Genomic DNA, 26981 nt, shown 5'->3' with positions numbered 1-26981 from the left:
TCAGCGGGCTGCCAGCGTCCGCACGAGGTCCGCGATTCGAGCCGTCAACAGCAGCCTGGCCGGTCCGATCAGCCCGAACTGGGCGGCGCGACCGGCGCCTGATGCAGCGAGAGATTCTGCCCAGCCTTCTCATCCGCCGCCCACGCGCCCGACTCCGCGGTCCACGTCTGACCGGCGAAGCTCACCCGGTCCACGCCCAGCTTCGCCGCTCGGGCTACCAGCCAGCTCGCGATTCGCCAGCCTTCCGCGGCCGGGTGCGCGCCGCTCAACCGAGCTGTGCCCAGTTCGGCGTTCGCGACTGTCACCAGGTTTGCCGGCGGGCTGAGCGTCAGGTTGCGGCAGGTCAGGGCCGCCGGGTGCTGGCCGGTCAGTGCGCCGGTCAGTGCGGTGGCTTCGTCTTCCCACTGGGCGTACGCGTCGGGAGCGCCGGAGCGCTGCACGGCCTGCGCCGCTTCGGTGATCGGGATCGTCTGCCAGTTGTCGAGTTTCGCCAGCTTCTTGTAGAACTCCGTCGCCGAGTAGACCGGGTCCTGGAGCTGGTCGGGCGTGCCCCAGCCCTGGCTCGGGCGCTGCTGGAACAGGCCGATCGAATCCCGGTCGCCGCCGCTCAGGTTGCGGAGCTTCGACTCCTGCAGCGCCGTCGCGAGGGCGACCGTGACCGCGTGCGAGGGCAGGCCCTGTTTGAGGCCGACGGCGGCGATGATCGCGGCGTTGTTCATGGGGTCCGGCTGCAGCGTGTACTGCGGCGCGGAGGCGTCGTTCGGTCCCTTCGGCAACGCGACAGTGCAGCCGGGGGTCTTCACCTCGTCACTGCTCGAGAACATGACCACCACGACGACCACCGCCGCGAGGGCCACGACGACCGCAAGAATCGCCGCTCGCACGCCACACCCGCGCACCCGTGCCCGCCCTTCCCCACTGCCCACTTTAAGTGCACAGTCTGCCCGGACGTCTCGGCCGCGAGACGCTCGGGTCGGGTCAGCCGGCGTCGGGCGCGCCCAGGAAGACCGGGTTCGACATGGCGACCATGGCGTTCGGCGTCGTGGTCTTCGGGCCGCCCGACGGACGCCGCACCTCGACCCGGACCCAGCGGCTGTAGCGCGGGTACGTGGTCCACGTGACGGTCGCGGTGCCGGACTCCGGAACGGTCTCGCTGTGCTCCGGGCCGAGCTGGTCGAGGAAGGTCACGGTGGTGCCGGGCACGCCGCGAACGACCGCGCGCACCTCGATCGGCGTGCCGGTGCCCGCGACGAGCCGTCCGCCGATGCCCGCGGTGCGGCCCGCGCCGGAGACGGAGAAGTCGAGCTGCACGTCCTTCGATTCGGCGAGCCAGGACCGGCCTGCTTTGAGCCCGGTGAGCAGTTCGGCGCGGCCGAGCCGGTCTGCCTGGACGACTGTGTGCGGGAGCGCCACGGTCTGGTCCGGGTTGTGCGCGTCGGAATCGCCGATCGCCGGGATGAACCGGCCGCCGCGCAGCAGGCCGTCCCAGTGCGTGACGCTCGCTTCGTCGTCCGCGGTCCACGGGCCGTTCCAGACCTCGACGAGGTCGGCGATCTCGTAGGCGAATTCGTAGGTGCAGCCGAAGCAGTTCGCGAACGGGTGCGCGGCGGTGACGAGGCCGCCGGCCCGGTGCACCTGGTCGGTGAACCGCCGGAAGTCTCGCGGGTCGGACGCGCGGTAGCGCCAGTCGATCCACGTTCCGGCCGGGACGCCGATCGCGGGCCAGTGCCCGGACCGCGTGGTGACCTCCTCGCCGTTCAGGATCAGCAGGTCGTCGGTCGCGTAGTTGCCCCACACCAGCTGCGAGCTGGACGTGTTGTGGTCGGTGGACACGATGAAGTCCAGCCCGGCCGCCCGCGCGTCCGCGACCAGCTGCTCGGGCGTGCGCCTGCCGTCGGAGTGGACGGTGTGCAGGTGCGAGTCGCCGCGATACCAGGACCGGCCGCGATCGCGCGCGGGCGCGCTCTCCGGGGCCGGGTTCGGCTGGAACGGCTTCGAGGTGTCGCGGCCGAACGTCAGCGTGATGTCGACGCGGTAGTTCAGGCCCTGCGGCGCGACCGTGTACGGGCCGAGGACGACATGCCAGCGGCCGGGCGTGATCGGTCCGGCGAGGTACCCGGGCGTCGCCTCGGCGGCGCTGATCGAGAACCGGTCGCGGAAGCCGCCGGACCAGCCGCGGAAACCGCGGCGCGTGCCCAGTTCGTGTCCTTCCGGCCCGAACATCCCGATGTCGCAAGCGTTCCCGCGCGTTCCGGCGGGCACCGACGGCTTGTCGTAGGAGTACACGACGTCGATCTGCTTCACGCCGCGCGGCACGTCGACCGGGAGGTAGTACCAGTCGGGCACGTCCGGGCGGAAGGTGCCGGTGACGGTCTTCGTCTGCTGCCCGGCGCCGGGCGCGGACTCGGCGAACGAGACGCCCGGCACCATGCTCATCGCCGCACCCGCCGCGACGACGCCGCCGGCCCGGAACAGGTTGCGCCGGTTGAGTTCCCCAGTGGACATGCCTACCTCCGCAGCAAAGAAGTCGCGCCGACGCTAGCCGCCGGAGCAACCCCCATCAACGACGCTGCGGTGAACACTCGGTGCCTCGCCTCGCGCGGCACTGAGGTCCTCAGCCCGCCGATCCGTGCCTCGAGGAGAGGCGAGCGACCGGCGAAGCAGGATCACCTATCCCATAAGGAATAGTCGCGCACCAACCCACGCGCTCGCCGCCGAGCAGCGGACCGTGCGCGCTCGGCCAAGCAGCGCACCGCGCGCTCACCGCCGAGCAACACACCATGCGCACACCGCCGAGGAACGCACCGCGCGCTCACCGCCGAGCAACACACCGCGCGCTCACGGCCAAGCAGCGCACCGTGCCCACCGACGCAAGCGCGACGACCGCGAACCTCACCCCGTCTCACCGCACCGCACCACTCCCCTCCACGACCCGGTCCAGCCATTCCTCCACCAGCGCCTCGAACAACACCGGCTGCTCGAACTGCAGGTTGTGCCCCGCCCGGTCGAGCACCGCGTAACTCGCCCGCGGATAGTGCCCCAGCAAGCCGTACGGCTCGGCGAATCCCGTAGCCGAGTCCTGCCGCCCGCACACGATCAGCGCCGGTTTCCGATACTCCGGACCGCTTTCCGGGTCGACCGACAACGTCCAGCCCGCCAGCATCCGCTGCAGCGCGCTCCGGTCGGCGGCCGCCAGCCCGGGCGCGACGTCCGCCCGGAACCGCGCCAGCGTCTCCGCGGACTGGACCACCGCGATGTCCCCGTACTCCGCCGCCTCCGCCGGATCGAGACTTTCCAGCAGCTCCGGATCAGCGCGCAGCACCTCGTGGTCCGGCACGTCCCGCTCCAGCACCGGCACCGGACGCCCGACCGGGCACACCAAGGCCAGCCCGGCGACCTGCGCGGGCCGCGCACGCACCAGCCCCCGCGCCAGATAACCCCCGTACGACTCCCCGACCAGCAAGAACGGCTCGTCGCCGATCAGGTCGTCCACCAGGTCCTCCAGCGCGGCGACGAGGTCGTCCGACCCGCGCGCGGACCCGGCGGGCGACTCGCCCATCCCGGGCAGATCCGGGTAAATCCGCCGGAATCCGGGCCGCCGCGCGAAGACCGGCTCGAGACAGCCGGTCATCAGGCGGTGGTCCGGCATCCAGCCGTGCACGGCCAGCACCGGCGTGCCGGAACCGTGTTCGACGTAATGCATCGTTCCCTCCCTGTCAGCCGGACACCGTTGTACCGCACGGCACCGACAATTCCGGGACACGGCGGCCGGGAGGAGGGGGCGCCGGCCGCGGGAGGCGCGTATTCCGGGAGAATTTCCCGGAAAGTCAGCCGCGGGAGCTGATCAATTCTCTTTCGGGTGCCGGGCGCCCCTGCGCGGGACGGCGCGGAACACAAGCCAGCAGAAGGAAACCTGCCACGACGCCCAGGAGCACGTGGCCGGCGACGGCGCACAATCCGCACAATGCGGTCCATAGGACGATCTTCATCCACCGAGTGTAGGACCGCTAAGAATCGCCGACGGCGGACTTGGGGAAGACTTAGGGTTCGGTTAAGCAGAATTCCCCGGAAGAAGCACAACGGAAAGGGTTGCCTTTCCTTTCCGGCTCGCGAGGGGCCCTTCCGGCGCGGCGAGGGCGTCCGGCAGGATCGGGGCCGTGCCCACGCCCGGAACCAGCGCGCTCGTCGTCACGCTCCCGTCCGCCGCCGTCCTGCTCGAAACCGCCGCGGCCGTCGACCCCGGGCTCGTCCGGCCCGGCCTTCCGCCGCACGTCACCGCGTTGTACCCGTTCCTGCCCGCCGACCGGCTCACCGAGCAGACCGACGCCGCTATCCGGCAGCTCGCCACCAGCTTCCCCGCGACGGAAGTGCAGCTGACCGACCTGGTCACCGCGCCCGGATTCGTCGCCGCGGCTGCCCCCGCTCTCCAGCCCCTCGCTGACGCCGTATGCGATCACTGGCCCGAAGCACCCCCGTATAGCGGCCGTTTCGGAGCGCACCCGCCAGCGCATCTCACGATCGCTCTCGGCGGCACCGACGACCAGCGCGCCAAGGTCGCCGAACGGGCGCGAGCCGCGCTGCCGATCACCGCGCGGGCGGAGACGCTGCATCTCGTCGTGCTCACGGAGCAGGGTTGGCAGCTCCGGCTGTCGGCTCCGCTCGGAACGCCTGCGCGATAGCCCGCAGCCGAGCCACGTCAGCAGCGAAAGCCGTCTCCCCAGACGGTGCTGCGGGCTCGTCCGGCACCGCCGCGGCCGAACTGCGCAGCACCCGCGCGGCCGCGTTCGGCGACAGCCCAGGCCCGACGCCGGACAGCAACAGCCCGTCGTTGATCTCGCTCATCATGGTCAACAACCGCTCCCGTCCGGTCCCCGAAGCGTCGTCAAGGCGGACGACGTCCGGGTACCGCAAAGCCAAATGCTCGCGAAGCGGCCGCAGCACCGACCGCGTCCGTGCGTCGCGCACGGCCCGTCCCAACGCGGGCAACGCTGGCACCGTCAGCCCCACCACGATCAGCAGCACCGAAACCGCGGGGAAGCCGACCGCGAGTGTGCACCTCACCGTGGAAAACGCGCCGCGGCACAGCTTCGTGGCCGGATGTTCGGCAGTCAGATCGCTGATCAGATCGACGATCTTCCCGACCAGGTAAGCGAAAGCGAACACACAAGCCACGAGCATGATGCCCAGCCCGGCCCGCAACGCACCCGTGCCAGCGCGCACCGCGCCTGCCGACACCACAGCGATGTCCGCCACCGCGAAGCCCAGGTACAGCGTGTACACAACGATGTACACGACCAGTGACGGATTAGACCGGTACAGCTCGTCGAAGAGCCCGACGCCCGTCGGCAGCCCGCGCGTCACGAAGAACGACGCAGTAAGCACGACAAGCGCGACAATCAACGCCCCGAGTCGCGCGCGCCGTCGACGCTCTGCCACGCCACCGATCTCCGCGACAGTGACTTCGATGCCGTACGCAGCCACCATCGTCGCGAGATTCGACAGCAGCCGCCCTAGGCTCGGGTACAGCTGGCTTTCGATCGCCTGCGCACTGTCGGCGAGCAAGCACAACGCGACGCCGAGGGCGATCAAGCTGGTCGCCAGCCCCGCACCCGCGCCAGTCCGCCGCGCTCGCACCGCGCGCCAGATCCCGGCCGCGAGGGCGAGCAGGCCGACCCCGAAGAACAGAACGTCGATCATCCGCGCGCTATCCCAGCAGCGACGCGAAGCGCCGCGCGCGGTCCGCGGCCGGGCCGGAAGCGCCTGGCCGCAACTGGGCGGCGTCCTCGGTGGCGGCGCTCATCAGGAACACGGCAATGAGCTCCGCTTCGTACTCGTCGGAATTCGTGGTGACGCGGGTGAGCAGATGCGACAGCAGGTGCGCGCTGAGATCAGGCGCGACCGTCGCCGCTTCGGCGTCAGTGAGCACGCATTCGCCGCGATGGCCGCACAACAGGTGCGCGATTTCGTGGGCGATGATGTGGTCCTGGTGCAGCGACGACGTGCCCGCCGCGTACGCGATGAGGTCGAAGTCTTCGCGGCGCTGCCACGCACCGGAGGGCTGGCCGGGCGCGTAGTCGACCGCGATCAGGTCGATGTCGCGGCCCCGGTGCCGTTCCAGCCGGTCGAGCCACGCGTTCATCGACCACGGCCGCGGCGCGGGCACGTGCCGCAGCAGGTCGCGCACCCGGTCGCGGGCGCGCACTCGCACGGTCGGGTCGATGTCCCCTCCCGAGGCGATCGGCGGCTGGACCAGCCTCGTGCACCAGGGGGTCCCCGGCGCTCCGGCCGTCGCCAGCATAGCCGCCCGGCTCACTCCGGCTTGCGTCCGCGCCGGGTGCGATCGCGTCCCTCGGTGTAGCTGTCGAGCTGGTCCATCAGGGCGGAAACAGTCCGCCGGTCGCGCTCGGAAAGCCGCATCGCGCGCTGCGCCAGGTCGCGGGCCTGGGTGTCGCGCCAGGCGACGACATCGGCGACTTGCTCGTCCACCCGGCCGGCGACCTCGTCGTCGAAGAAGTAGGTGACCGGCACGCCGAAGAACCGCGCGAGCGCCTGGATGTGCGAGCGCTTCGGGTCGCGCCGGGCCCCGACGGCCAGCTGCTGCACGTGCGTGGCCGACATGCTGACGCCGGTGACGTCGGCGACGCCCTGCGCGATCTCGCGGTAGGAGTAGGGCTTGCGGTCCGGCGGGTGGACGGTCGCGATCAGGTGCGCCAGCCGCTCCGCGAAGCTGCGCTCCTCCTCCTGCTCGGCCATGCCGCCCCCACCACCGTTCCGTCTCCGTAACAGCTTCCAGCATAACCGTCCCGAAAACTTGACACCAGCCGTCCCGTTCCAGCTACACTCGCCCCGCGCATCGTTTAGAAAACTAAACACCGGGATCCGCGTGCGGTCGCTGGGGGTGACCGCACGCGGTACCGCGCAAGTTGGTGTCTGTCCGAGCGAGGGACGCACAAGTGACGCACAGACTGCGGAGGTAGGTTGTGCGCCATGACACTCCCCCACAGTCCCGAAAGGACACCCGTCGTCGTCACGGGCGGCAGCGGCTTCATCGGGCGCGCTGTCGTGCGCGAGTTTCGTGAGCGCGGTTATCCGGTCACGGTCGTCGACCGCGTGCGCTACGAGACGACGGACGAGGGAGTGCGCGTCGTCGTCGGAGATCTGCGTGCCGCCGAAACCCGCGAAGCAGCTGTCGAAGCAGGAGTCGGCGGGATCGTGCACCTTGCCGCGCTGACGTCCGTGCTGAAGTCAGTAGAGCTGCCGCGCGACACGTACGCGGAGAACGTCGCGGTGACACAAGAGCTTCTCGAACTGTGCCGCGTACGCGACGTACCGCGATTCATTCTGGCTTCTACGAACGCAGTGATCGGCAACGTCGGCACTAACACCATCACAGTCGACCTGCCCACGAAGCCGCTTACGCCCTACGGCGCGACGAAGGCGGCCTGCGAGATGCTGCTGTCGGGCTACGCGGGCGCGTACGGAATCACGACGTGCGCGCTGCGCTTCACCAACGTGTACGGACCCGGCATGTCGCACAAAGACAGCTTCGTACCGCGCATGATGCGCGCGGCGTTGAATAATGAAGGCGTGCGTGTGTACGGCACCGGTGAGCAGCGTCGCGACCTCGTGCATGTCGACGACGTCATACGCGCGATCGCGCTCGCGTACGAGAGCGGCTACACCGGCCGCGCGATCGTCGGCGCCGGACATTCCGTGTCAGTGCTGGAAATGGTCGAGACCGTGCGCGCGGTGACCGGGGCCGAGCTGCCGATCGAGCATGTGCCCGCGCCCGCCGGCGAGATGCCCGCGGTGGTCGTGGACGTGTCGGCGAGCGCCGAAACCATCGGCTACCAGCCGGAAATCACCCTCGCCGACGGTCTCGCCACCGCCTGGAAGTACTTCTCCGGACTGGACCGGGCCGAGGCGCAGTGACCGGGTTCCTCCGCCGCCACGCGTTCCTGCTGGTGCTCCTCGCCGCGGGAACCACGCTGCGGGTGCTGTCCTGGATCGCGTACCAGCCGGCGCTGCTGTACATCGATTCCTTCCGGTACCTGGACAATCTGCACGGCCTGCGCGCCGACGGGATCAACCCGGTCGGCTACGACCTGCTGCTGAAGCCGCTGCTTGCGGTCGGCGGGCTGTCGTTCGTCGCCGCCGTGCAGCACCTCGCCGGGCTGGCGATCGCGGTCGGGATCTACGCGCTGGCCCGGCGGCTCGGCGCGCGCAACTGGGTGGGCGCGCTGGCCGCCGCGCCGCTGCTGCTCGACGCGTACCAGGTGCAGATCGAGCAGAACATCATGGCAGAAGTGCTGTTCGAGGCGCTGCTGTTCGGGCTGCTGTGGCTGGTGCTGGCCAGGGGAAAGCCGAACTGGCGGCGGATCGCGCTGGCCGGGCTGGTGGTCGGCTTCGGCGTGCTGGTGCGGCTGATCGGCATCACGATCGCCGCGCCGTTCCTGCTGTACCTCCTCGCCGCGGGCAGCGCTTGGCGTTCGTGGCGCGGCTGGCGCAACGCCGGGATCGGGCTGCTCGCGATCCTCGTCGTGGTGGTCCCGTATGCTGCGCAAGTCAAGGCAGAGACCGGAAAATGGGGGTTGAGCGGGCCTTCCGGCAGCATGCTCTACGGCCGCACCGCCGCGGTCGCCGACTGCGCGAAACTCCAGCTCGACCCGGTCGTACGGCAGTTCTGCCCCACCGAACCGGTCGAGAACCGGCTCGTCGACAACTACACGCACGCCGATCTCGACCCGGCGTGGCCCGGCCCGCTGCCGCCCGGCGCGGACAAAGGCGCGCTGGCGCGCGAATTCGCCATGACGACGCTGAAAGCGCAGTGGTGGGACGTCGCGATGTCGATCCTCGGCGACTTCGGCAAGAGCTTCCAGTTCACCCGCTACACCGCGGCCAACGACGTGCCGATCGACCGGTGGCAGTTCCAGCTGACCTACCCGCAGTTCGCCGATCCCGCCGCGATCAAGGCGGTCACCCAGCAGTACGACGGCACGGATCCCAAGGTCAACGAGCCGATCGCGGTGTTCCTGCGCGACTACCAGATCAACGGCGGGTTCGTGCCCGGCGCGGTGCTCGGGTTCTTCGCGCTGCTCGGTCTGCTGACCGTGCTGCGGCGCAAGAAACCCCGGCACATCGCGCGCAGCGGTGCGCTGTTCGCTGCCGGCACTGGGTTGTTCCTGCTGTTCTCGTCCGCGGTGTTCGAGTTTTCCTGGCGCTACCAACTGCCTGCGCTCGTGCTGTTGCCGGTCGCCGGTGCGCTCGGGTTCACGACGCTCACGGTGGCAAGCCGTCGTCGCCTCGGCAGTTATCCCGACACTGTCGACGAAGGCGCGGTCGCGGACTTCCACGACCGGCATCCCGGCGCGAAGCTGTCCGAGCTGACCGTGGTGATCGCCGCGTACAACGAAGCTGACGGCATCGGTCAGGTGCTCGAGAAGATGCCCGACGAATGTCTCGGGCTGCCAGTGGACGTCCTGGTGGTTGTAGACGGCGGTACGGACAACACTGCGGCCATCGCGGAAGACCATGGCGCGTACGTGTGCGTCGCGCCGACTAACCGCGGCCAGGGCGCCGCGCTGCGCCTCGGATACCACCTCGCGGCCGAGAACGGCGCGAAGTACATCGTGACGACCGACGGCGACGGTCAGTACGACAACAGCGAAATGGCCGAACTCCTCGCGCCGCTTTTGGACGGCACGGCGGATTTCGTGACCGGCTCCCGGCGGTTGGGGCACGAAGAGGCCGACAGCCGGATGCGGTGGGTCGGCGTGCGAGTGTTCGCGTGGCTCGCTTCGGTGCTCACCTGGCGGCGGATCACCGACACGTCGTTCGGATTCCGTTCGCTGCGTGCGGAACTCGCGTGCGCGATCCCGCTGAACGAACCGCAGTACCAGTCGTCGGAACTGCTGCTGGGCGCGACCGCGAGAGGCGCGCGCGTGCTGGAACGGCCGATGAGCATGCGGCTGCGCAAGGCGGGCAAGAGCAAAAAGGGCGGCAGTGTCGTGTACGGCGCGAACTACGCGCGGGTCATGACAGGGACGTGGTGGCGGGGGTACGTGCTGCGCCGCGGCCGAAAACGAACCGGTCGAGCATCGTGAACTTCGCGACGAACACCAGCGCGTAGCTGAGCACGTACGCCGCGTCGAGCAGCACGACCCACCAGAAGTGCGGCAGGTGCAGCGGCGCGAGCAAGTGCCCGGCAAGCGTGGTCAGGCCGACCGAGGCGAGACCGCCGAGCGAGATGACGAGAACGTAGGGCAGCAGCTCGCGGCCCACTTCCGGACGGCCGCGACGGCCCCATACCCAGCGCCGGGTGAGGAAGAAGTTCAGCACCGCCCCGGCCGCGAACGCGCACGCGCTGGCGAGCCACGGGGCCCCGTTCGCGGCGAGCACCGCGATCAGCGCGGCCTGGCTGAGCAGGGTCGCGGCCACCGAACTGGCGGCCGCGCGGACGAACCGGGCCAGGCCGCGGCGGCGCGGCTTGGGCGATTCCTCCGTCGTGCGGGGGTTCGCCGGGTTGGTTACCGTCGTCATGTCCCCAGTCTCCCCTCGGGCCGCGGGCTTCGCCGCGCGACCCCCCGGCCCACAGCGGATTCACAGCTCACTGCCAGCCGAACATCAGCGGTCGGCGATTAGGTTCGGATCTGCCACGCGACACCGCGCGCCGTGTTACAACAAAAGGCCGCGTTTGTCGCGAAGACGAAAGGAAAGGGTGCTCTGGATGCGAGTGCTGGTTCTCGGCGGTGACGGTTACCTAGGCTGGCCCACTGCGCTCCACCTGTCGGACAGAGGCCACGAAGTGGCGGTTCTGGACAATTTCGCGCGGCGCCGGTACGACGTGGAACTCGGCGCGGAGAGCCTGGTCCCGATCGAAGACCTGAGCACCCGCGCCGACGCGTGGCACGCGGTGTCCGGAAAGCGGATCGAACGCTACGAAGGCGACCTGCTCGACGCGGAATTCCTCTTCGACGCGGTGCGCGATTTCCGTCCTTCCGCGATCGTGCATTTCGCCGAGCAGCGGTCCGCGCCGTATTCGATGATCGACCGCGAGCACGCGGTCTACACGCAGCACAACAACGTCGTCGGCAACCTCAACCTGCTGTACGCGATCGCCGAGATCGACCCGGACATCCACCTGGTCAAACTGGGCACGATGGGCGAGTACGGCACCCCGAACATCGACATCGAGGAAGGCTGGCTCGAGGTCGAGCACAACGGCCGCCGCGACCGGATGCTGTACCCGAAGAAACCGGGCTCGTTCTACCACCTGTCGAAGGTCCACGACTCGCACAACATCGAGTTCGCCTGCCGGATCTGGGACCTGCGCGCGACCGACCTCAACCAGGGCGTCGTGTACGGCCAGCAGACGCCGCAGACCGCGCTCGACCCGCGCCTGGCCACGCGGTTCGACTACGACGCGGTGTTCGGCACGGTGCTCAACCGGTTCGTCATCCAGGCCGTGCTGGGGCAGCCGCTCACGGTGTACGGCAAGGGCGGGCAGACGCGCGGGCTGATCGACATCCGCGACACCGTCGAGTGCATCCGGCTGGCCGTCGAGAATCCGGCCGGGCGCGGCGAGTTCCGGGTCTTCAACCAGATGACCGAGAGCCTGTCGGTGCGGGAGATCGCCGAACTCGTCGCCGACCGCTTCCCCGGGCCGGTGCAGATCGAGAACCTGGACAACCCGCGGGTCGAGCAGCCGGAGCACTACTACCACGTCAAGCACACCGGGCTGGTCGGGCTGGGGCTGGAGCCGCACCTGCTGTCGGACACGCTGATCGAGTCGATGTTCGACATCGTGGGGGCGAACAAGCACCGGGTGAACGACGAGCGGCTGCGGCCGACGGTGCGCTGGCGCGGGGCGGTCGAAGCGTCCTGACCTCGGGCTGGGCCGTTCTGGTCTCGCGCCGGGAAGTCCTGTGCTCCGCCTCGTTCCGCCGCCGTCGCGGAAATTGTCGGTGGCGGGTGGGATGCTCTTCGGGTCAGCCCCTACGGGGGTCGGAACCGGGAGAGCGGCAAGGAAAACGTGGGGGACGAAGCAGCGGCGCGGTGGAGCCCGGAGCGGGTGCTCGAACTCGCGCCGGACGCCGCGTCGGCGAAAGCCGGGCGCGGGCAGGCGGCGCCGGCGAAGTGGTCGGACGCGGGCGCGTCGGGCCGTGCCGTCTGGGGCGCGTGCCAGGGCAGCGGGAAGCGGCCGTACCAGACGACGGTGGAAACGGCCGGGCCCGCGTTCCGGTGCACCTGCCCGAGCCGGAAGTTCCCGTGCAAGCACGCGCTGGGGTTGCTGCTGCTCTGGTCGGAGGGGCAACTCCCCCGCGCGGAGGAGCCCGGATGGGTGCACCAATGGCTCGACGAACGGGCCGCGCGAGCGGAGCGGGCCGAGAAGAAGACGGACGCGCCGAAGGACCTCGAAGCGGCGGCGAAGCGGGCGCAGGAGCGGCTCGCGCGCGTCACCGCCGGGGCCGCTGAGCTGCGCGGATGGCTCGCCGACCGGGTGTCCGCCGGGTTCGCGACGTTCGAACGCGGCGGCACCGACGAGCTGTACACGGTCGCCTCGCGCATGGTCGACGCGCAAGCTCCCGGGCTGGCGAACGGCCTGCGCCGGGCCGCCGCGCTGGTCGGCCGCGGCCGGGACTGGCCGGATCGGCTGCTGGCCGAGTTGTCGCTGGTGTACGTGCTCGCGGACGCGGCGAATCGGCTGGAAGCGCTGCCTGCCGGGCTCGCCGACACCGTCCGGACCCGGCTCGGATTCTCGGTGAGCAACGCGCAGGTGCTGGAGTCCGGCGAACGCGTGCCGGATCAGTGGCTGGTCACCGGGGCGATCGACGAGGAACAGGACTCGCTGCGCAGCAGGCGCACGTGGTTGCGGGGCAAACGCAGCGGCCGGAACGCGCTGGTGCTGTCGTTCGCGCCGCCCGGGCGTCCGCTGGACAGTTCGCTGCCGCCGGGGTTCGAGGTCGCGGGAGAGCTGGTGTTCCATCCGGGTGCGGTGCCGCTGCGGGCGGTGTTCGACCATCGCGAGGAGCCCGCAGTTCCGGTGAGCGGACCAGTGGGCGGCACTTGCGCTTCGGCGCTCGCCGACCATGCCGCCGCGCTCGCGGCTGACCCTTGGCTGGACCGGTGGCCGGTGCTGTTGTCCGACCTCCGCCCGGCGCGGCACGGGGGCGGCTGGGCACTGTCCGATGTAGACGGTGCAGCTCTGCCGTTGGTGCCGGCAGTGGATCCCTGGCCGTTGCTGGCCCTCGCGGCTGAGCAGCCGGTGACAGTGGCCGCAGAGTGGACGACGTCGGGGTTGCGGCCGTTGAGCTGCTGGCACCGAGACGGGATGGTGCGACTGTGACCACCTGGAACGACCTCGTCGGCACCGTCCTGCTCGGCACCCGCCGCAGAACCCTCGACCCCGCCGGATTGCCGCCCGGGCTAAGGGAAATCGCCGAACAACGCACCGAACCCGCCGACCAGGCGCTCGTCGCCGCGGCGGCGTACACCGGCTATCGGCGCGCCGGACAGCAACCGCTCACCGGCATCGAACCCGAACCCGCCGCAGCAGCGGACAACCGGCCGTTCATCCCGGCCGTCGCGCGGGCGCGGCTCGTGCACCTGCTGTCGGCCAACCGGCCGGAACTGGTCGAGGAATGGCTCACCACGGTGGCGGGCAAGGGATTCCGCGTCCCGGCCGATCGGCTGCCCGCGCTGGCCGACGCGGCGCGGACCCGGGTGTCGCTGCGGGCGCCGCTCGCCACGGTCGCCGGGCCGGTCGGCGCGTGGCTCGGCGAGCGGAATCCGGAGTGGGCGTTCCTGGTCGCCGCCGCGGACGACACCAGCGACAACGCCTGGCAGTTCGGCACCGCCGCACGGCGCCAGGCCTGGCTGGAACGCGTGCTCGTCGCCGATCCCGCCCGCGCGCGGGAGACGCTCGCGGCGGCCTGGGGAAACGAACCGGCCGACGTCCGGGCGACGTTCCTCTCCCTGCTCGGCGGACATCTCGCCGACGAGGACGAGTCGTTCGTCGAAGCCGCGCTCGGCGACCGGGCGGCCGGGGTGCGCGAGATCGCGTTGCGGCTGATCGGCCGGTACCCCGATTCCGCCTCCGGCGAGCGGATGATCGAACGGCTGCGCGCCTGCGTCACCGTGCGCAGCCGCGCGCTGCGGGCCGACGTCCTCGAATTCACTCCGCCCGATCCGGACGACGGCCTGATCCGCGACGGCATCCGCGTCCCGGCCGGTCCCGGACAGGGCACCGCCCGGCTGCGCGCGATCATCGCCGCCGCTCCCCTGCGGTTCTGGGCCGAGTACGGCAGCCCGGGCGAACTGGCCGGGATGCTCGTCGAAGGCCCGCCGCTGAACGTGGTGCGCGAAAGCTGGGCCACCGCCGCGCTTCGGCAACGCGACGAGCAATGGGCGCAAGCCCTCGTGGAGGCCGAACCGGGCGGACGCAGCACCGCGGCGCTCATCGGCGTACTGTCGCCCGAGCAGCAGGCCGCCACGGTCGCGAAGCTGACCCGAGGGCTGCCGGTCGAAGCCCTCACCCGGCTTATCCTCGACCTTCCGCAGCCGTGGCCCGCCGCGCTCGGCACGGTGCTGCTCGACTGGGTCGCCGGGCAACGCGACCATCGGCTGGTCGCGCACGCGGCCGCGCTGATCGCGAAAGCCGTGCCCGTCGCCTGCCTCGGCCACCCGCTGGCCGAGATCCCGCTTCCCGGCGAGGCCGCCCCGTGGCGGCGCGCAGTCGCCGAAACCCTGTCCTTCCGCCGTGAAATGCACAAGGAGCTCGCATGACGTCCCCCGTCCTCCGGCCGCACGCCGAACAGGAATACGCCGGCGAACTGGCCGCTCTCGCCGCGGCCGACGACCGGGCGAAGCCGCCTTCGTGGTGCCTTTCCCCGTGGGCGGTCGTCACCTACCTGCTCGGCGGGAAACTCGACGACGGCACCGAAATCAGCCCGAAGTACGTCGGCCCGCGGCGGCTGATCGAGGTCGCGGTCGCCACCCTCGCCACCGACCGCGCGCTGCTGCTGCTCGGCGTGCCGGGCACGGCGAAAACCTGGGTGTCCGAGCACCTCGCGGCGGCGATCAGCGGCGACTCCACGCTGCTCGTCCAAGGCACCGCGGGCACCTCCGAGGAGCAGATCCGGTACGGCTGGAACTACGCGCGGCTTATCGCCGAAGGGCCGAGCGACCAGGCGCTGGTCGAAAGCCCGGTGCTGCGCGCGATGCGGGACGGCAAGGTCGCGCGGCTCGAAGAACTCACCCGCATCCCCGCGGACGTGCAGGACTCGCTGATCACCATCCTGTCCGAGAAAACGCTGCCGATCCCCGAACTGGGCGCCGAGGTGCAGGCGCGGCCCGGGTTCACGCTGGTGGCCACGGCGAACAACCGGGACAAAGGCGTCAACGAGCTGTCGAGCGCGCTGCGCCGTCGGTTCAACACCGTCGTGCTCCCGCTGCCGGACACCGCAGAGGCCGAGGTGGACATCGTCCGGCGGCGGGTCGGGCAGCTGGGCGCCGCGCTGTCGCTGCCCGCCGAAGCCGCCGATCTCGCCGAAATCCGCCGTGTGGTCACGGTTTTCCGCGAACTGCGCGCGGGTCGAACCGAAGACGGCCGCACCGCGGTGAAAACCCCGTCGGGCACGCTGTCGACAGCGGAAGCGATCAGCGTGCTCACCGGCGGACTCGCGCTGGCCGCGCACTTCGGCGACGGCGTGCTGCGCGCGCAGGACGTCGCGGCGGGGATTCACGGTGCGGTGGTGAAGGATCCGGTGGCCGACAGCGCGATCTGGAGCGAGTACCTGGAAACCGTCGTGCGCGAGCGGGAGGGCTGGGCCGACTTCTACCGGGCAGGCCAGGAGATCGCCGGATGACCACTCATCTCCTCGGGATCCGGCACCATGGTCCCGGTTCGGCACGGGCGGTGGCCGCCCGGCTCGCCGAGCTGGAACCGGACGTGGTGCTGATCGAGGGACCGCCGGAAGCGGACCAGCTCGTCGACCTCGCCGCGGACGACGACATGCGGCCGCCGGTCGCGTTGCTGGCCTACGCGTCCGACGACGTGTCGCGCGCGGCGTTCTGGCCGTTCGCGGTGTTCAGCCCGGAATGGCAGGCGTTGCGGTACGCCGCCGCGGCCGGCGTCCCGGTGAAGTTCTGCGATCTCCCGGCCGCACACCAGTTCGCACTCGGCGAGGAACGGACCGCGCCCCGCACCGACCCGCTCGCGGAACTCGCCGCGGCGGGCGGCTACGACGATCCGGAACGCTGGTGGGACGACTTCGTCGAGTCCCGCCGGGGCGAGGAATCGCCGTTCGAGGTGATCGCCGACGCGATGACCGCGCTGCGCGAGGGCGACCGGCCGGACGATCCGCACGAGCGGCGGCGCGAGGCGTACATGCGGAACGTGCTGCGCAAGACGCGGAAGGAAGGCTACGAACGGATCGCCGTGGTCTGCGGGGCCTGGCACGTGCCCGCGCTGGCCGATCCGCTGCCGCCCGCGGCCAAGGACCAGGCTGTCCTCAAAGGACTTCCGAAGCGGAAGGTCGTGTGCACGTGGGTGCCGTGGACGCACGGCAGGCTCGCGTCGGTCACCGGCTACGGCGCGGGCGTCCGCTCCCCCGGCTGGTATCACCACCTGTTCAGCACCGCCGATGACGTCACCACCCGATGGCTCACCGCCGTCGCCGGAGTGCTGCGCGAGGAAGACCTGCCCGTCTCGACCGCGCACGTGATCGAAGCCGTACGGCTGGCGGACACGCTGGCCGCGCTGCGCGGGCGGTCGTCGGCCGGGCTGGCCGAGGTCGACGCCGCCACCCGCGCGGTCCTGTGCGGAGGCGACGACGTCCAGGCCGACCTGGTCACCCGGCGGCTCGTGGTCGGCGAACTGCTCGGCGAGGTGCCGGAGACCGTTCCGCAAGCGCCGCTGGCGGCCGACCTGATCGCCACCGCCCGGCGGCTCCGGCTCAAACGCGAACCCCAAGCACGCGAACTCGACCTGGACCTGCGCACCCCCGGCGGCCTGGACCGCTCCCGCCTGCTGCACCGCCTGCAGATCCTCGGCATCCCCTGGGGCGAACCGGAACTCTCCTCGGTGCGGAACAAAGGCACCTTCCGCGAGACCTGGACCCTGTGCTGGGAACCAGGTTTCGAGGTCGACCTGGTCGCGGCCGCCGTCCACGGAACCACCGTGCCCGCCGCCGCCACCGCGGTCGTGCGCGAAACCGTCGCCGAATCTCCCCCGCTCGCCGACATCACCGCCGCGGTGGAACGTTGTCTCCTGGCCGACCTTGGCGACGCCCTGCCGGAAACCCTTGCCGCACTGGACACCCGCGCCGCCGCAGACGCAGACGTCGCACACCTCATGACGGCCCTGCCCCCGCTCGCGCGGGCAACCCGCTACGGCGACGTCCGCGGCACCGACACCGCACGGCTGCGAGAAGTCGCCGACCGGATCCTCACCCGGGTCTGCGCCGGGCTCCCGCCCGCCGTCCACGGCATCGACGAGGAGGCCGCCGCGCAATTCTGCGAACTGGTCGACGACGTCCACGAAGCCACCGACCTCCTTGGCGACGCCTCCCGCGACCGCTGGTTCGCCGCCCTCGCCAAGCTGTCCGCTCGCGACTCCCTGCCGCCGCTGCTGGCAGGCCGCGTCGTGCGCCTCCTGCACGACGCCGACCTGCTGGACGGCGCAGAGGTCGAACTCCGGCTGGGCCGCATGCTCACCCCCGGCATCGCACCGACGGACGGTGCCGCTTACGTCGAAGGCTTCTTCTCCGGCGGCGCACTCCTGCTGGTCCACGACGAACGCATGCTGCGCGTCGTCGACACCTGGCTGACCTCGATCCCGCCCGAGGTCTTCACCGAGATACTTCCCTTGCTGCGCCGCACTTTCGGCGCGTTCGCCGGTCCGGAAAAACGCGCGATCGGCGAACGCGCCGCCACCCTGTCCGGCACTCGCCGGGTCGAGTCGACGGTCGCCGAAGACCTGGACGAAATCCGCGCCGCAGCCGCCTTGCCGGTCTTCGCCACCCTCCTGGGAGCCGCCCCGTGACCACCGATCCCGAACGCCTCCGCCGCTGGCGCCTAGTGCTGGGCGGAGACGCCGACGGCACCGGCCACGCACTGTCCGAAGGGGACACCGGCGTCGACAACGTGCTGGCCGCCCTCTACGACGAGCGCCCCAAAAACTCGCGCGGCAGCGGCGACCGCAGCGGTGGCCTGCAAGCCTCCGCGCCCCGCGTCGCGCGCTGGCTGGGCGACATCCGGAAGTACTTCCCCGGCTCGGTCGTGCAAGTCATGCAACGCGACGCCGTAGACCGGCTCGGCATCACCCGGATGCTCCTGGAACCGGAACTGCTGAGCGCCGTGGAACCGGACGTCCATCTGGTCGGCACCCTGCTGTCCCTCAACAACGTTTTACCGGAGGAGACAAAGGAAACCGCCCGCACCGTCGTGCGCAAGGTCGTCACGGAGCTAGAGGAACGCCTGGCCGAACGCACCCGAGCGGCGGTGCGCGGCGCCCTGGACCGCGCGGCCCGCACGCAACGCCCCCGAGGCGCGGACATCGATTGGAACCGCACCGTCCGCCGGAACCTGAAACACTATTCTCCCGACCTGAAAACCATTGTGCCCGAACAGCTTTTCGGCTTCGGCCGCCGAGAACAAAGCGTCCGGCGCGACGTGATCCTGGCCGTCGACCAGTCCGGCTCGATGGCAGAATCCGTGGTGTACTCCGGCGTCTTCGGCGCGGCCTTGGCTTCGATGCGCGCCCTGAGCACGAAATTCGTCGCCTTCGACACCGCCGTCGCCGACTTGTCCGACCACCTGGACGACCCCGTCGACGTCCTGTTCGGCACCCAGCTAGGAGGCGGCACCGACATCAACCGCGCGTTGGCGTACTGCCAAGGACTGGTCGAGCGCCCCGAGCAGACGCTCCTGGTGCTCATCAGCGACCTGTACGAAGGCGGAGTACGCGACGACCTGCTACGCCGAGTCGCAGACCTGGTCGGTTCCGGGGTGCAGGTGGTCACGCTGCTGGCGCTGTCGGACTCCGGAGCGCCGTTCTACGACCACGAGAACGCCGCCGCGCTCACCGAACTGGGGGTTCCCGCCTTCGCCTGCACGCCGGACCTTTTCCCGGACCTGATGGCAGCCGCACTCCGACGGGAGGACTTGAGCCGCTGGGCCGCTTCAGCCACGGCCCAGTGACCCCTCTCCCGCTGAACGACCTGCCCCGATCGCGGCCACCCGCCTTCCCAGCCAGCTCCCCCGACGCGTGTGTCACCATCGGGAAATGGGAACCACCCCCGGCCCGGCCTCCGCAGTCCCGCTTGCGCAGCTGCGTCAGCTGCGCCTCGCCAAGGACGCCATGGACCGGGACTGGGCCGAGCCCCTCGACCTCGACGCGATCGCCGCGCACGCCGGATACTCGCGCTACCACTTCGTGCGCCTCTTCCGCGCCGTGTACGGGCAGACGCCCGGGCAATACCTGAGCCGCCGCCGGATTGAGCGCGCGGAGGATTTGCTGCGGACCGCCGATCTGTCCGTCACCGAAATCTGCCCGCTGGTCGGATTCAGCAGTCTCGGATCGTTCTCGGCGAGCTTCAAGAAACACACCGGCCTGACCCCGAGCGAATACCGCGCCCGGCACGTCAGCCAGGACTCGGCCCTCGTACCCGGGTGTTACGCGCTCCTGTGGCACGGCGGGTTCAAGGGACTGTCGCAGACACCGAAACCCGACCCTGAGTGACGAACCGTCTCGATCCCCGGCGCGCCGACCCCACGGACGCCTCGGAACCGTCGCCGACCAAGAACCACACCTCGACCGCTCTCCGTTCCTGAGTGACGAACCGTCTCCATCTCCGGCGCACCGACCCCACGGACGGCTCGGAACCGCCGCCAGGCAAGAACCGCACCTCGACTCATCTCGGTTCTTTACGAGGAGCGATCTCGCGGATGCGCAGCGCCGAAGCCGTTGCGGGCCAAGGAAGCAGGGGCTTGTTCGCGCAATGGACCACCACCAAACCGCACCCCGCCACCAAGCACTGGGCGCGGCCATGAAGCAACGGTGTGACTGGCACCGCCGTAACACCACTTAGACGATGTCGAATTCGTCGCCCTCCGGGTCCTGCATGGTGGCGGCGTAGTGCCCCATGTCCGGCTCGCCGTTGATTCGCAGCACCGTGGCACCAGCTTCGAGCAGCCGTTCTGCCTCGGCCTTGGCTCGCTGCGTACGCATGTCCAGCGGAACGTCGCGGCCCCGCCTGCCCTTCAGGTCGAAGTGCCATCGGTTCTTGGCCGTCTTCGCCTCCGGGACCGGCTGGAACCAGACCCTCGGCCCCCGTTCCGCGGGATCGACGATCGACTCCGGGATATCCCCGGCACCGGGCGGCGACTCTGTCCCGAGCACGCCCATCGCCTTTCTGCGGATCGGAGCAGCCGATCGTCACCTGCGGGATCATGTCCATGCCCGGAGCATTCCAGACAGGTACGACAAAAAGCCGCTTCCGCGATACCCGGCGAAGGACCGCAATTTTCAAGAAGCCGAGCGGCCCCGGAAGTAACTACGGTTGAGCACAGAGAGCGGGCGAACAGCGCCTGCCGGGCACAAGGAGTCAGCTGTGATCAAGGGCCTGTCCATCGCCAACGTCTGGGTCCTCGACCATGACCGGGCCAAGGAGTTCTACACCGAAAAGCTGGGCCTGGAAGTCCGCACCGACCTGACAATGGGCGACGGCGGGATGCGCTGGCTGACGGTCGGGGCCAAGGACCAGCCGGACCTCGAGATCACGCTGATGGTCCCTGGCGCGCCGGCGCTCGACCCGGAATCGGCCGAAGCGTTGAAGAAGCTCGTTGCCAAGGGAGTGCTGGGAGCCGGGGTTTTCGGGACCGACGACATCCACGCCGACTACAAAGCCCTGAAGGCACGCGGCGTCGAGTTCGTGCAGGAACCGCAAGAGCGTCCCTACGGCACCGAGGCCATCTTCCGCGACGATTCCGGCAACTGGTTCTCCTTCACCCAGCGTCGGGAAAACCTCGACCTGGGCAAAGACTGGAGCTGCTGACAGGGCGATGCCGCGGTCAGACCGGAAGGATCTCGGCAGGACAGCGGCTCCCCCGGCAGACCATTGCGAATGCCGAGCGGGAGAGAATTCGGCACGCTCGCGGCGTTTCGCTTGCGAGGTCGTCAGAAATGCCGGGCAGGCCAGCCGCAACGACCACGGCGCGCTCCGCCAAGCCATCAAGAATGCCGAACAGGACAGGCCGGAAGGGTCTCGACAGGACCGCCGCGATTCCCCCTCGCGCCGTCAGAAGAGCCGAGCAGGGCGGACCAGAGAAATCTCGAAACAGCGCGGTCAAAGTCGTCGGGAACCACAACCAGAACAGCGGAACTCGACACCACCGCGGCGACTCCCCCGGGCAGGTCATCAGCAGCGCCGAGCGGGCTGGACCGAAAGGACCTCGCCACGACCGCCGCGAGTCCCCGCCGAGTCGCGAAAGCCGAGCAGCACCGAAGTCAGGAGGTCAAGCACTGCGCCGCGAAGCGCGCTCGAACCGCAGAACCCCGTCGTCGACTCGGCTCAGTCGGAGGTCTGCCGCGTCCAATACGTAGTTTTGCCGCATCAGCCATGGGCGTCGGTTGCCTTGGCGGGGCAGCACTGAGGCGGCGCGCGTCAGGTAGCCCGACGTCAGGTCCATGATCGGCCGCCGCGTCGACTCCGGGATTGCGGGCGGGCGCGGCACGCATGCGTCAAAACCGTTGCGGGAAAGGTGGTTCAGCAAGCGGCACACGTAGCGGGAGACGAGGTCGGACCGCAGCGTCCAGGAGGCGTTCACATAGCCTAGGCACCACGCGAAGTTCGGCACTCCGCCTAGCATCATTCCCTTGTACACCAGCTGTTCCGAAGGCTCGATCACCGCACCGTCCACGCTCAGTTCGATTCCGCCGAACGCGATCACCCGCAGGCCGGTGGCGGTGACGATCACGTCCGCAGGCAGTTCGGCACCCGATTCCAGAGTGATGCCTTCGGGGGTGAAGCGGTCGATCCGGTCGGTGACGATGTCCGCTTTTCCGCTGCGGAGCGCTTGGAAGAAGTCCGCGCCGGGGGTCAGGCAGAGTCGCTGGTCCCAGGGTTGGTAGCGCGGCGAGAAATGGGGATCTACCGGAATTGAAGGAGGTAATTGCTTAGCGGCCGCGTCCCGCAAGAAGGCTGCCGCGCGCTCGGGTTGCCGCCGGGAGAACTGGTAGAGCAGCGTCGTCACCAGGACGTTCTTTGCCCGTACGACGTGGTAGGCGAGTCGCGAAGGGAGAAATTTCCGCAGGCGGCGGGCGAGGGAATCCGTCCAAGGGCGAGCCAGGACGTAGCTTGGCGAGCGTTGCAGCATCGTCACGGACTCCGCCGCTGAAGCCAGTTCCGGAACCAAGGTCACGGCGGTGGCACCGCTGCCGATCACTACGACTCGTTTGCCAGTGAGGTCCAGGTCCTGCGGCCAGAACTGCGGGTGCACGATCTCGCCGCGGAACGTCTCGCGGCCGGGGAAATCGACGACGTGGCCGTTCTCGTAGCTGTAGTAGCCGCTGCACAGGTACAAGAAAGAGCAGGTGAAGGTGAGGAGCTCGCCGTCCCGGGAGACCTCCACTGTCCAGCGGGCCGAGGCTGACGACCAGGACGCCCGAACTACCCGGTGGCCGAACCGGATGTGCCGGGAGATCCCGTAGTGCTCGGCGGTGTCCCGGATGTACTCCAGGATTTCCGCGCCGGACGCGATCGCCTGTTCCTTGCGCCACGGGCGGAACGGGTAGCCGAGCGTGAACATGTCCGAGTCGGAGCGCACGCCGGGATACCGGAAGAGGTCCCAGGTTCCGCCGGTCGTGTCGCGTGCTTCGAGGATGGCGTACGTCCGGCCCGGTGCCTGCTGCTGCAGCCGGCACGCCGCGCCGATGCCGGACAGTCCGGCTCCGACGACCAGGACATCGAAATGCGCCAAAGTTCCTCCCCGCTCGGTGCAGCTTCCGCCCACTTTACGGCCGCGGCCGACTCAAGTGGGGCCCCGCCGGGCCAGGCCGGGAACCACCGGCCCGGCGGGGAAAACCGTGCTCACCGCAGGGGAACGATCTTGGTGGCGCCGAAGGTGTCCTTGAGCGGAACCTCCACTGTGCGCCGCCGCACCGTCACGCGGACGCTGTCCTGCAGCTGCGTCGGGTCGGAAACAGCGAGGCTGTCCCGGCCGAGCGCCACCGAAGCGGGTCCTGAGACGGATACTTCGTCCACGGTACCCGCACTGTAGAAGTTTGCGAGCAGTGTGTTATCCCACAGCCGCAAAGCCTGGACAGCGGCCGTGTTCGCCCGGACGCGCCACGAGAGCATCGAAGCGACGGTCCCCATCACCGACGCACCGGGCAGAACCGCGTACGCGTACTTCGCGTCCACCGGCTTCGCACCGTGCTCGATCACCAGTTTCTGGTACCGCCGTGTGTTCGGCGTCGTGGTGCCCTTCGTGTTGGCACCGGTGTCGACGTCGCGCCAAGCCCCGATCCGGTCTTCGCGCAGTGCGGTGACCTCGGCGTTGTCGAGCAGGACGTACCCGCCGACGTGGTCGAGGTGCAGCCAGCGCGGCCGGTGCAGGGCGGCCGAATCGCCGACCGCGCGGGCGTCGGCCAGCAGCGTGCCGCGTCCGTTTTCGCCGAGGTTGCGGTTTTCGATCGTGGTCCGGACCGCTTGCCCGGACGTGTCGGTGATTCCCGCGCCGAGGCAGACGATGCCCGCCGGAGTGAAGAACCAGGACTTCCGAGCGGACAGAGAACCGTCTTCGGAGACGAAATCCATCGCGTACGCGCCGTGCCGGGCGTCCCAGCGCACGCCGCCGACGTGCGCTTTCGTCGTCAACGGAGTCCCCGCCAGCGGTCCCGGCGGACCGGCCTTCGCGGTGGTGCCGGGCAGCAGGGCCGGATCGACGGTCGGCCAATAGGCGTCCGAGTAGTGGCCTTTCGCGTGGGGGAGGAACAAATACAGCACACCGTCGCCGACGTGCCAGCCGTGCAGGTTCATCCCGTTGATCGACTCGTAGCGCGAGATCCGCGCGGAGCCGACGCCGAGCGACGCGGACCATCCCTCGGTCACGTGCACCATCCGGTCCTGCTGGCCGAAGATCCGGTGCGTCGCGACGATCGGCGTGGGCCGAACGGGCCCGGCGAGCATGTCCTGGGCGAACTCGATGCCCGGCGTCGCGACGAGATCCGGGCCGGGCGCGAACCGTTCGGGATCGGGGATTTCCAGGAACGGCGCGTATGTGCCTTCCTTGATCCACTTGGCGGCGAGGCCGGAGAGCTCGGTCTGCACGGTCCCGGTCGCCGAGCGGGCGAGGACCAATGTCGCGACGGTCAGCTGATGTCCGATGTCGTGCGCGGTTTCGCCCTGGCGCGACAGCATCCGCCCGCGCACCGGCTCCATCAGCGCGCCCGCGTAGACGAACGGCGCGAACGTGTCGCCGACCAGCGCGTACACCTTTTGCTTGAGGTCGTCCGACAGCGCGTACTCGGTGCCTTCGGTGACGTGGATCGTCCCGGCGAGCGCGGTCAGCAGGACGATGCCGTAGTGGCCGGGGTACGGGATGGTGTCGTGCTGGATGAACGAGCCGTCGGCGTGGAAGCCGTCGCCCGCCGCGCGGTCCAGCTTCGCCAGGACGCTCGCCGCTCCCCCGCCGGCGACGTCGGTGATCGCGTCGATGCCGGTGCGGATCCACGCGGTGTCGCCGGTCAGCGCGCCGGACACGATCGAGATCAGCGCCTTGTCTGCCCGGTTCGCGCCGGTTTCGACGACCTTCGGGTTGTTCGCGCGCAGGTTCGGGTTGCCGACGAACCGCTTGATCGGGCTGACATACCGCGCCAGCTCGTCGGCGGTCAGCTGGTCGGCGACCGTGACGAGGGTGTGCAGCAGGTAGTACGGCACGCCGATTTCGTAGGTGTACCAGTTCCCGATCTCGCCGACCTGCGGGTTGTACTGGCTGGCGTAGATCAGCTCCAGCGCCTTCTTGATCCCGTCGAGCACCTTCGGGTCGCCGGAAAGCGTGCTGCCCGGTGTCCCCCAGTCGACGGCGATCGCGCGCAACCGGGCGTACATCGACGTGGTGTAGTCGCTGCCGGGGCCAAGCGGCAGGTCAGTCCACAGTGGACCGTTGCCGGAGACCGTCATGCTGTCGTAGTACGACTTCGCGACCCGACCGAGGTTCTTCAGCGCGGCCGAGCGTTCCGGCGACGGGCGGTTGATGCCCGTCTGCAACTCGCGGTAGCCAGCCACGATGGTCTTCAACGGATCAGCCGGGGCCGAAGCCGAACTCGACGCCGAAGCGAACGCCGGGCGTGCAGTGGCGACGAGCGCGGCCGACGCGGCGGCGATGGCACCGCCACGCAGTGCGGTTCTGCGGTTCACGGGCATGACGGTGCCTCCCAGTGGGGTTGGTTGTGCGTGGCAATCCCGGCTAGAACCGGGATTGCCACGCACGAGGGGTCTGCTCAGCGCGCTCCGTCGACCCGGCGCGGCAGCTGCCACGGGTTCGCTTCGCGCAGGGCTTCCGGCAGCAGCGTGTCCGGGAAGCTCTGCCACGCGACCGGGCGCAGGAAGCGTTCGATCGCGGCGGCGCCGACCGAGGTCGTGGTCGGTGCGGTCGTCGCCGGGTACGGGCCGCCGTGCTGCTGCGCCCAGCTGACCGTGACGCCGGTCGGCCAGTCGTTCCACAGCAGTCGTCCGGCGAGCCGGGTGAGCGAGGGCAGCAGCGGGCGCACGAAGTCGGCGTCGCTCTCCTCGCCCTGGACCGTCGCGGTGAGGCCGGGTTCGAGGCTGTCCAGCACCTCGGTCAGTTCCGCCTGGTCGGAGTAGGTGACGATCAACGACGCCGGGCCGAAGTGCTCCTCGCGAACGGCCTCGCCGCCAGCCAGGAATTCCTTCGCCGTGGTCGTCAGCAGCGACGGAGTGAACGCGTCGCCGTCCTGCGCGCCTTCCACGACCGACTCGACGCCCGATACCGCGCGCAGATCCGCCAGCTTCCGCGCGAATCCGGCGGCGATGCGGTCGTTCAGCATTTCCTGCTGAGCGACCGCACTGACGGCCTCGCGCAGCGTGTCGTCCAACCCGTGGCCCTCGGGCAGGAACAGCAGGCCCGGCTTCGTGCAGAACTGGCCCGCGCCGAGGCTGAACGACCCGGCATAGCCCTTCGCCACCGCTTCGCCGCGCGCGGCGACCGCACCCGGCGTGACGACGACCGGGTTGACGCTGCCCAGCTCGCCGTAGAACGGAATCGGAGTCGGCCGCGACACCGCGATGTCGAACAGCGCGCGCCCGCCCGGCACGGAACCGGTGAACGCGGCGGCGGAAATCCGCGGGTCCTTGAGCGCCGTGACGCCCTGCTCGACCCCGTGGATCACCGCGAACGCACCCTCCGGCGCGCCCGCTTCCGTCAGCGCCCGCGCGACGATCTCGCCGGTTCGCGTCGAAAGCTCTTCGTGGCCCGGGTGCGCCTTGAGCACCACCGGACAGCCGGACGCCAGCGCGGACGCGGTGTCGCCGCCCGCGACGCTGAACGCGAACGGGAAGTTGCTCGCGGCGAACACGAGCACCGGTCCGATCGGCACGAGCACGCGGCGCAGGTCCGGACGGGCGCCCATCGGCCAGGCCGGGTCGGCGTGGTCGACGGTCGCGCCCAGGAATTCGCCGTCCCGCAGCACTTCGCCGAACAGTCGCAGCTGGAACGTCGTGCGCGCGAGCTCGCCCTTCAACCGCGGCGCGGCCGGGAGGCGGGTTTCCTGGTGCGCCAACGGGACCAGCTCATCGGCGGCCGCGTCGAGCGCGTCCGCGGCGGCGGCCAGCCAGCGCGCCCGTTCGGCTGGCGTGCTGTCGGCGAACGGGCGCGCGGCTGCGGCGGCCGCGGCCAGCACGCTTTCCAGTTCCGGGGCGGAAGTTTCGCGGCTCAATGGATCTCCTCGTCAAACAGGT

Annotated in this window: 23 protein-coding genes; 11 read left to right on the top strand and 12 right to left on the bottom strand. The window is 70.0% G+C overall.

Annotation, left to right across the window (positions count from 1 at the left end):
* Nucleotides 1-68: 68 nt before the first annotated feature.
* The 4 genes from ACFORO_RS35470 to ACFORO_RS35455 all read right to left on the bottom strand — a co-directional run bounded on the left by ACFORO_RS35470 (nt 69) and on the right by ACFORO_RS35455 (nt 3989).
* Entirely contained in the window at nt 69-884 is an 816-nt protein-coding gene (locus ACFORO_RS35470; protein ID WP_377869767.1) for a hypothetical protein, read from the bottom strand.
* A 94-nt stretch (nt 885-978) separates the two neighbouring features.
* Nucleotides 979-2505 carry a CehA/McbA family metallohydrolase gene (locus ACFORO_RS35465; RefSeq protein WP_377869766.1) on the bottom strand — a complete coding sequence of 509 codons (1527 nt, stop codon included), beginning with the start codon at nt 2503-2505 and terminating at the stop codon, nt 979-981.
* Between the two features lie 397 nt (nt 2506-2902).
* Nucleotides 2903-3703: an alpha/beta fold hydrolase gene (locus ACFORO_RS35460; RefSeq protein WP_377869765.1), complete on the bottom strand. Its 801-nt coding sequence runs from the start codon at nt 3701-3703 to the stop codon at nt 2903-2905.
* Between the two features lie 124 nt (nt 3704-3827).
* Entirely contained in the window at nt 3828-3989 is a 162-nt protein-coding gene (locus tag ACFORO_RS35455) for a hypothetical protein (protein ID WP_354745896.1), read from the bottom strand.
* Nucleotides 3990-4157: 168 nt separating this feature from the next.
* Between ACFORO_RS35455 and ACFORO_RS35450 the strand changes: the two genes are divergently transcribed.
* The gene (locus tag ACFORO_RS35450) at nt 4158-4679 is read left to right on the top strand and encodes a 2'-5' RNA ligase family protein (protein ID WP_377869764.1); all 522 of its coding nucleotides are present in this window, start codon (nt 4158-4160) and stop codon (nt 4677-4679) included.
* Here ACFORO_RS35450 and ACFORO_RS35445 read toward each other — a convergent pair.
* Genes ACFORO_RS35445 through ACFORO_RS35435 form a run of 3 tightly spaced genes read right to left on the bottom strand, consistent with a single transcriptional unit; the run spans nt 4621 to nt 6753 of the window.
* Nucleotides 4621-5697, bottom strand: coding sequence for a hypothetical protein (locus ACFORO_RS35445; protein WP_377869763.1), 1077 nt, complete (start codon nt 5695-5697; stop codon nt 4621-4623). The genes ACFORO_RS35450 and ACFORO_RS35445 overlap by 59 nt on opposite strands.
* Before the next feature lie 7 nt (nt 5698-5704).
* Nucleotides 5705-6313: a hypothetical protein gene (locus tag ACFORO_RS35440; protein WP_377869762.1), complete on the bottom strand. Its 609-nt coding sequence runs from the start codon at nt 6311-6313 to the stop codon at nt 5705-5707.
* Entirely contained in the window at nt 6310-6753 is a 444-nt protein-coding gene (locus tag ACFORO_RS35435; RefSeq protein WP_377869761.1) for an XRE family transcriptional regulator, read from the bottom strand. The genes ACFORO_RS35440 and ACFORO_RS35435 overlap by 4 nt, the downstream gene beginning before the upstream one ends.
* Before the next feature lie 234 nt (nt 6754-6987).
* Here ACFORO_RS35435 and ACFORO_RS35430 point away from each other — a divergent pair, with 234 nt between their 5' ends.
* Both ACFORO_RS35430 and ACFORO_RS35425 read left to right on the top strand, forming a co-directional pair.
* Complete coding sequence (locus tag ACFORO_RS35430) at nt 6988-7932, top strand: NAD-dependent epimerase/dehydratase family protein (RefSeq protein WP_377869760.1); 945 nt, start codon at nt 6988-6990, stop codon at nt 7930-7932.
* Nucleotides 7929-10103, top strand: a complete 2175-nt coding sequence (locus ACFORO_RS35425) for a glycosyltransferase (protein ID WP_377869759.1) — start codon at nt 7929-7931, stop codon at nt 10101-10103. The genes ACFORO_RS35430 and ACFORO_RS35425 overlap by 4 nt, the downstream gene beginning before the upstream one ends.
* On the opposite strand, the gene ACFORO_RS35420 is transcribed toward ACFORO_RS35425, so the two are convergent.
* Nucleotides 10033-10539, bottom strand: coding sequence for a GtrA family protein (locus tag ACFORO_RS35420; protein ID WP_354745883.1), 507 nt, complete (start codon nt 10537-10539; stop codon nt 10033-10035). The genes ACFORO_RS35425 and ACFORO_RS35420 overlap by 71 nt on opposite strands.
* Before the next feature lie 187 nt (nt 10540-10726).
* Between ACFORO_RS35420 and ACFORO_RS35415 the strand changes: the two genes are divergently transcribed.
* From ACFORO_RS35415 to ACFORO_RS35385, 7 genes are all read left to right on the top strand, one after another.
* Complete coding sequence (locus tag ACFORO_RS35415) at nt 10727-11884, top strand: NAD-dependent epimerase/dehydratase family protein (RefSeq protein WP_377869758.1); 1158 nt, start codon at nt 10727-10729, stop codon at nt 11882-11884.
* A gap of 147 nt (nt 11885-12031) precedes the next feature.
* On the top strand, nt 12032-13345 hold the full coding sequence (locus ACFORO_RS35410) for an SWIM zinc finger family protein (RefSeq protein WP_446681593.1): 1314 nt from the start codon (nt 12032-12034) through the stop codon (nt 13343-13345).
* The gene (locus ACFORO_RS35405) at nt 13342-14784 is read left to right on the top strand and encodes a DUF5691 domain-containing protein (protein ID WP_377869757.1); all 1443 of its coding nucleotides are present in this window, start codon (nt 13342-13344) and stop codon (nt 14782-14784) included. Before ACFORO_RS35410 ends, ACFORO_RS35405 begins: the two co-directional genes overlap by 4 nt.
* Nucleotides 14781-15866: an ATP-binding protein gene (locus ACFORO_RS35400; RefSeq protein WP_377869756.1), complete on the top strand. Its 1086-nt coding sequence runs from the start codon at nt 14781-14783 to the stop codon at nt 15864-15866. Before ACFORO_RS35405 ends, ACFORO_RS35400 begins: the two co-directional genes overlap by 4 nt.
* Nucleotides 15863-18043, top strand: coding sequence for a DUF5682 family protein (locus ACFORO_RS35395; protein ID WP_377869755.1), 2181 nt, complete (start codon nt 15863-15865; stop codon nt 18041-18043). The genes ACFORO_RS35400 and ACFORO_RS35395 overlap by 4 nt, the downstream gene beginning before the upstream one ends.
* Complete coding sequence (locus ACFORO_RS35390) at nt 18040-19200, top strand: VWA domain-containing protein (RefSeq protein WP_377869754.1); 1161 nt, start codon at nt 18040-18042, stop codon at nt 19198-19200. Before ACFORO_RS35395 ends, ACFORO_RS35390 begins: the two co-directional genes overlap by 4 nt.
* Nucleotides 19201-19285: 85 nt before the next feature.
* Nucleotides 19286-19741: a helix-turn-helix transcriptional regulator gene (locus tag ACFORO_RS35385; RefSeq protein ID WP_377869753.1), complete on the top strand. Its 456-nt coding sequence runs from the start codon at nt 19286-19288 to the stop codon at nt 19739-19741.
* Nucleotides 19742-20086: 345 nt separating this feature from the next.
* Here the strand turns inward: ACFORO_RS35385 and ACFORO_RS35380 are convergent, their stop codons facing one another.
* The gene (locus ACFORO_RS35380; protein ID WP_377869752.1) at nt 20087-20401 is read right to left on the bottom strand and encodes a VOC family protein; all 315 of its coding nucleotides are present in this window, start codon (nt 20399-20401) and stop codon (nt 20087-20089) included.
* 211 nt (nt 20402-20612) lie between these two features.
* Between ACFORO_RS35380 and ACFORO_RS35375 the strand changes: the two genes are divergently transcribed.
* Nucleotides 20613-21056 carry a VOC family protein gene (locus tag ACFORO_RS35375; RefSeq protein ID WP_377869751.1) on the top strand — a complete coding sequence of 148 codons (444 nt, stop codon included), beginning with the start codon at nt 20613-20615 and terminating at the stop codon, nt 21054-21056.
* A 460-nt stretch (nt 21057-21516) separates the two neighbouring features.
* On the opposite strand, the gene ACFORO_RS35370 is transcribed toward ACFORO_RS35375, so the two are convergent.
* The 3 genes from ACFORO_RS35370 to ACFORO_RS35360 form a co-directional block, all read right to left on the bottom strand.
* Nucleotides 21517-22980, bottom strand: a complete 1464-nt coding sequence (locus tag ACFORO_RS35370; protein ID WP_377869750.1) for a flavin-containing monooxygenase — start codon at nt 22978-22980, stop codon at nt 21517-21519.
* Between the two features lie 110 nt (nt 22981-23090).
* Nucleotides 23091-25427, bottom strand: a complete 2337-nt coding sequence (locus ACFORO_RS35365; protein ID WP_377869749.1) for a polysaccharide lyase 8 family protein — start codon at nt 25425-25427, stop codon at nt 23091-23093.
* 77 nt (nt 25428-25504) lie between these two features.
* Nucleotides 25505-26959, bottom strand: coding sequence for an aldehyde dehydrogenase (NADP(+)) (locus ACFORO_RS35360; RefSeq protein WP_377869748.1), 1455 nt, complete (start codon nt 26957-26959; stop codon nt 25505-25507).
* Nucleotides 26960-26981: the final 22 nt, after the last annotated feature.

Source organism: Amycolatopsis halotolerans, from assembly GCF_042647905.1.
GTDB classification, from domain to species: Bacteria; Actinomycetota; Actinomycetes; order Mycobacteriales; family Pseudonocardiaceae; genus Amycolatopsis; species Amycolatopsis halotolerans.
This window is presented reverse-complemented; position numbering and strand designations above follow the sequence as displayed.

Coding starts and splice junctions, on each gene's coding strand:
- ACFORO_RS35465 (WP_377869766.1), bottom strand. CDS start 2,505: ATGTCCACTGGGGAACTCAACCGGCGCAACCTGTTCCGGGCCGGCGGC.
- ACFORO_RS35460 (WP_377869765.1), bottom strand. CDS start 3,703: ATGCATTACGTCGAACACGGTTCCGGCACGCCGGTGCTGGCCGTGCAC.
- ACFORO_RS35455 (WP_354745896.1), bottom strand. CDS start 3,989: ATGAAGATCGTCCTATGGACCGCATTGTGCGGATTGTGCGCCGTCGCC.
- ACFORO_RS35445 (WP_377869763.1), bottom strand. CDS start 5,697: ATGATCGACGTTCTGTTCTTCGGGGTCGGCCTGCTCGCCCTCGCGGCC.
- ACFORO_RS35435 (WP_377869761.1), bottom strand. CDS start 6,753: ATGGCCGAGCAGGAGGAGGAGCGCAGCTTCGCGGAGCGGCTGGCGCAC.
- ACFORO_RS35430 (WP_377869760.1), top strand. CDS start 6,988: ATGACACTCCCCCACAGTCCCGAAAGGACACCCGTCGTCGTCACGGGC.
- ACFORO_RS35420 (WP_354745883.1), bottom strand. CDS start 10,539: ATGACGACGGTAACCAACCCGGCGAACCCCCGCACGACGGAGGAATCG.
- ACFORO_RS35415 (WP_377869758.1), top strand. CDS start 10,727: ATGCGAGTGCTGGTTCTCGGCGGTGACGGTTACCTAGGCTGGCCCACT.
- ACFORO_RS35400 (WP_377869756.1), top strand. CDS start 14,781: ATGACGTCCCCCGTCCTCCGGCCGCACGCCGAACAGGAATACGCCGGC.
- ACFORO_RS35395 (WP_377869755.1), top strand. CDS start 15,863: ATGACCACTCATCTCCTCGGGATCCGGCACCATGGTCCCGGTTCGGCA.
- ACFORO_RS35385 (WP_377869753.1), top strand. CDS start 19,286: ATGGGAACCACCCCCGGCCCGGCCTCCGCAGTCCCGCTTGCGCAGCTG.
- ACFORO_RS35365 (WP_377869749.1), bottom strand. CDS start 25,427: ATGCCCGTGAACCGCAGAACCGCACTGCGTGGCGGTGCCATCGCCGCC.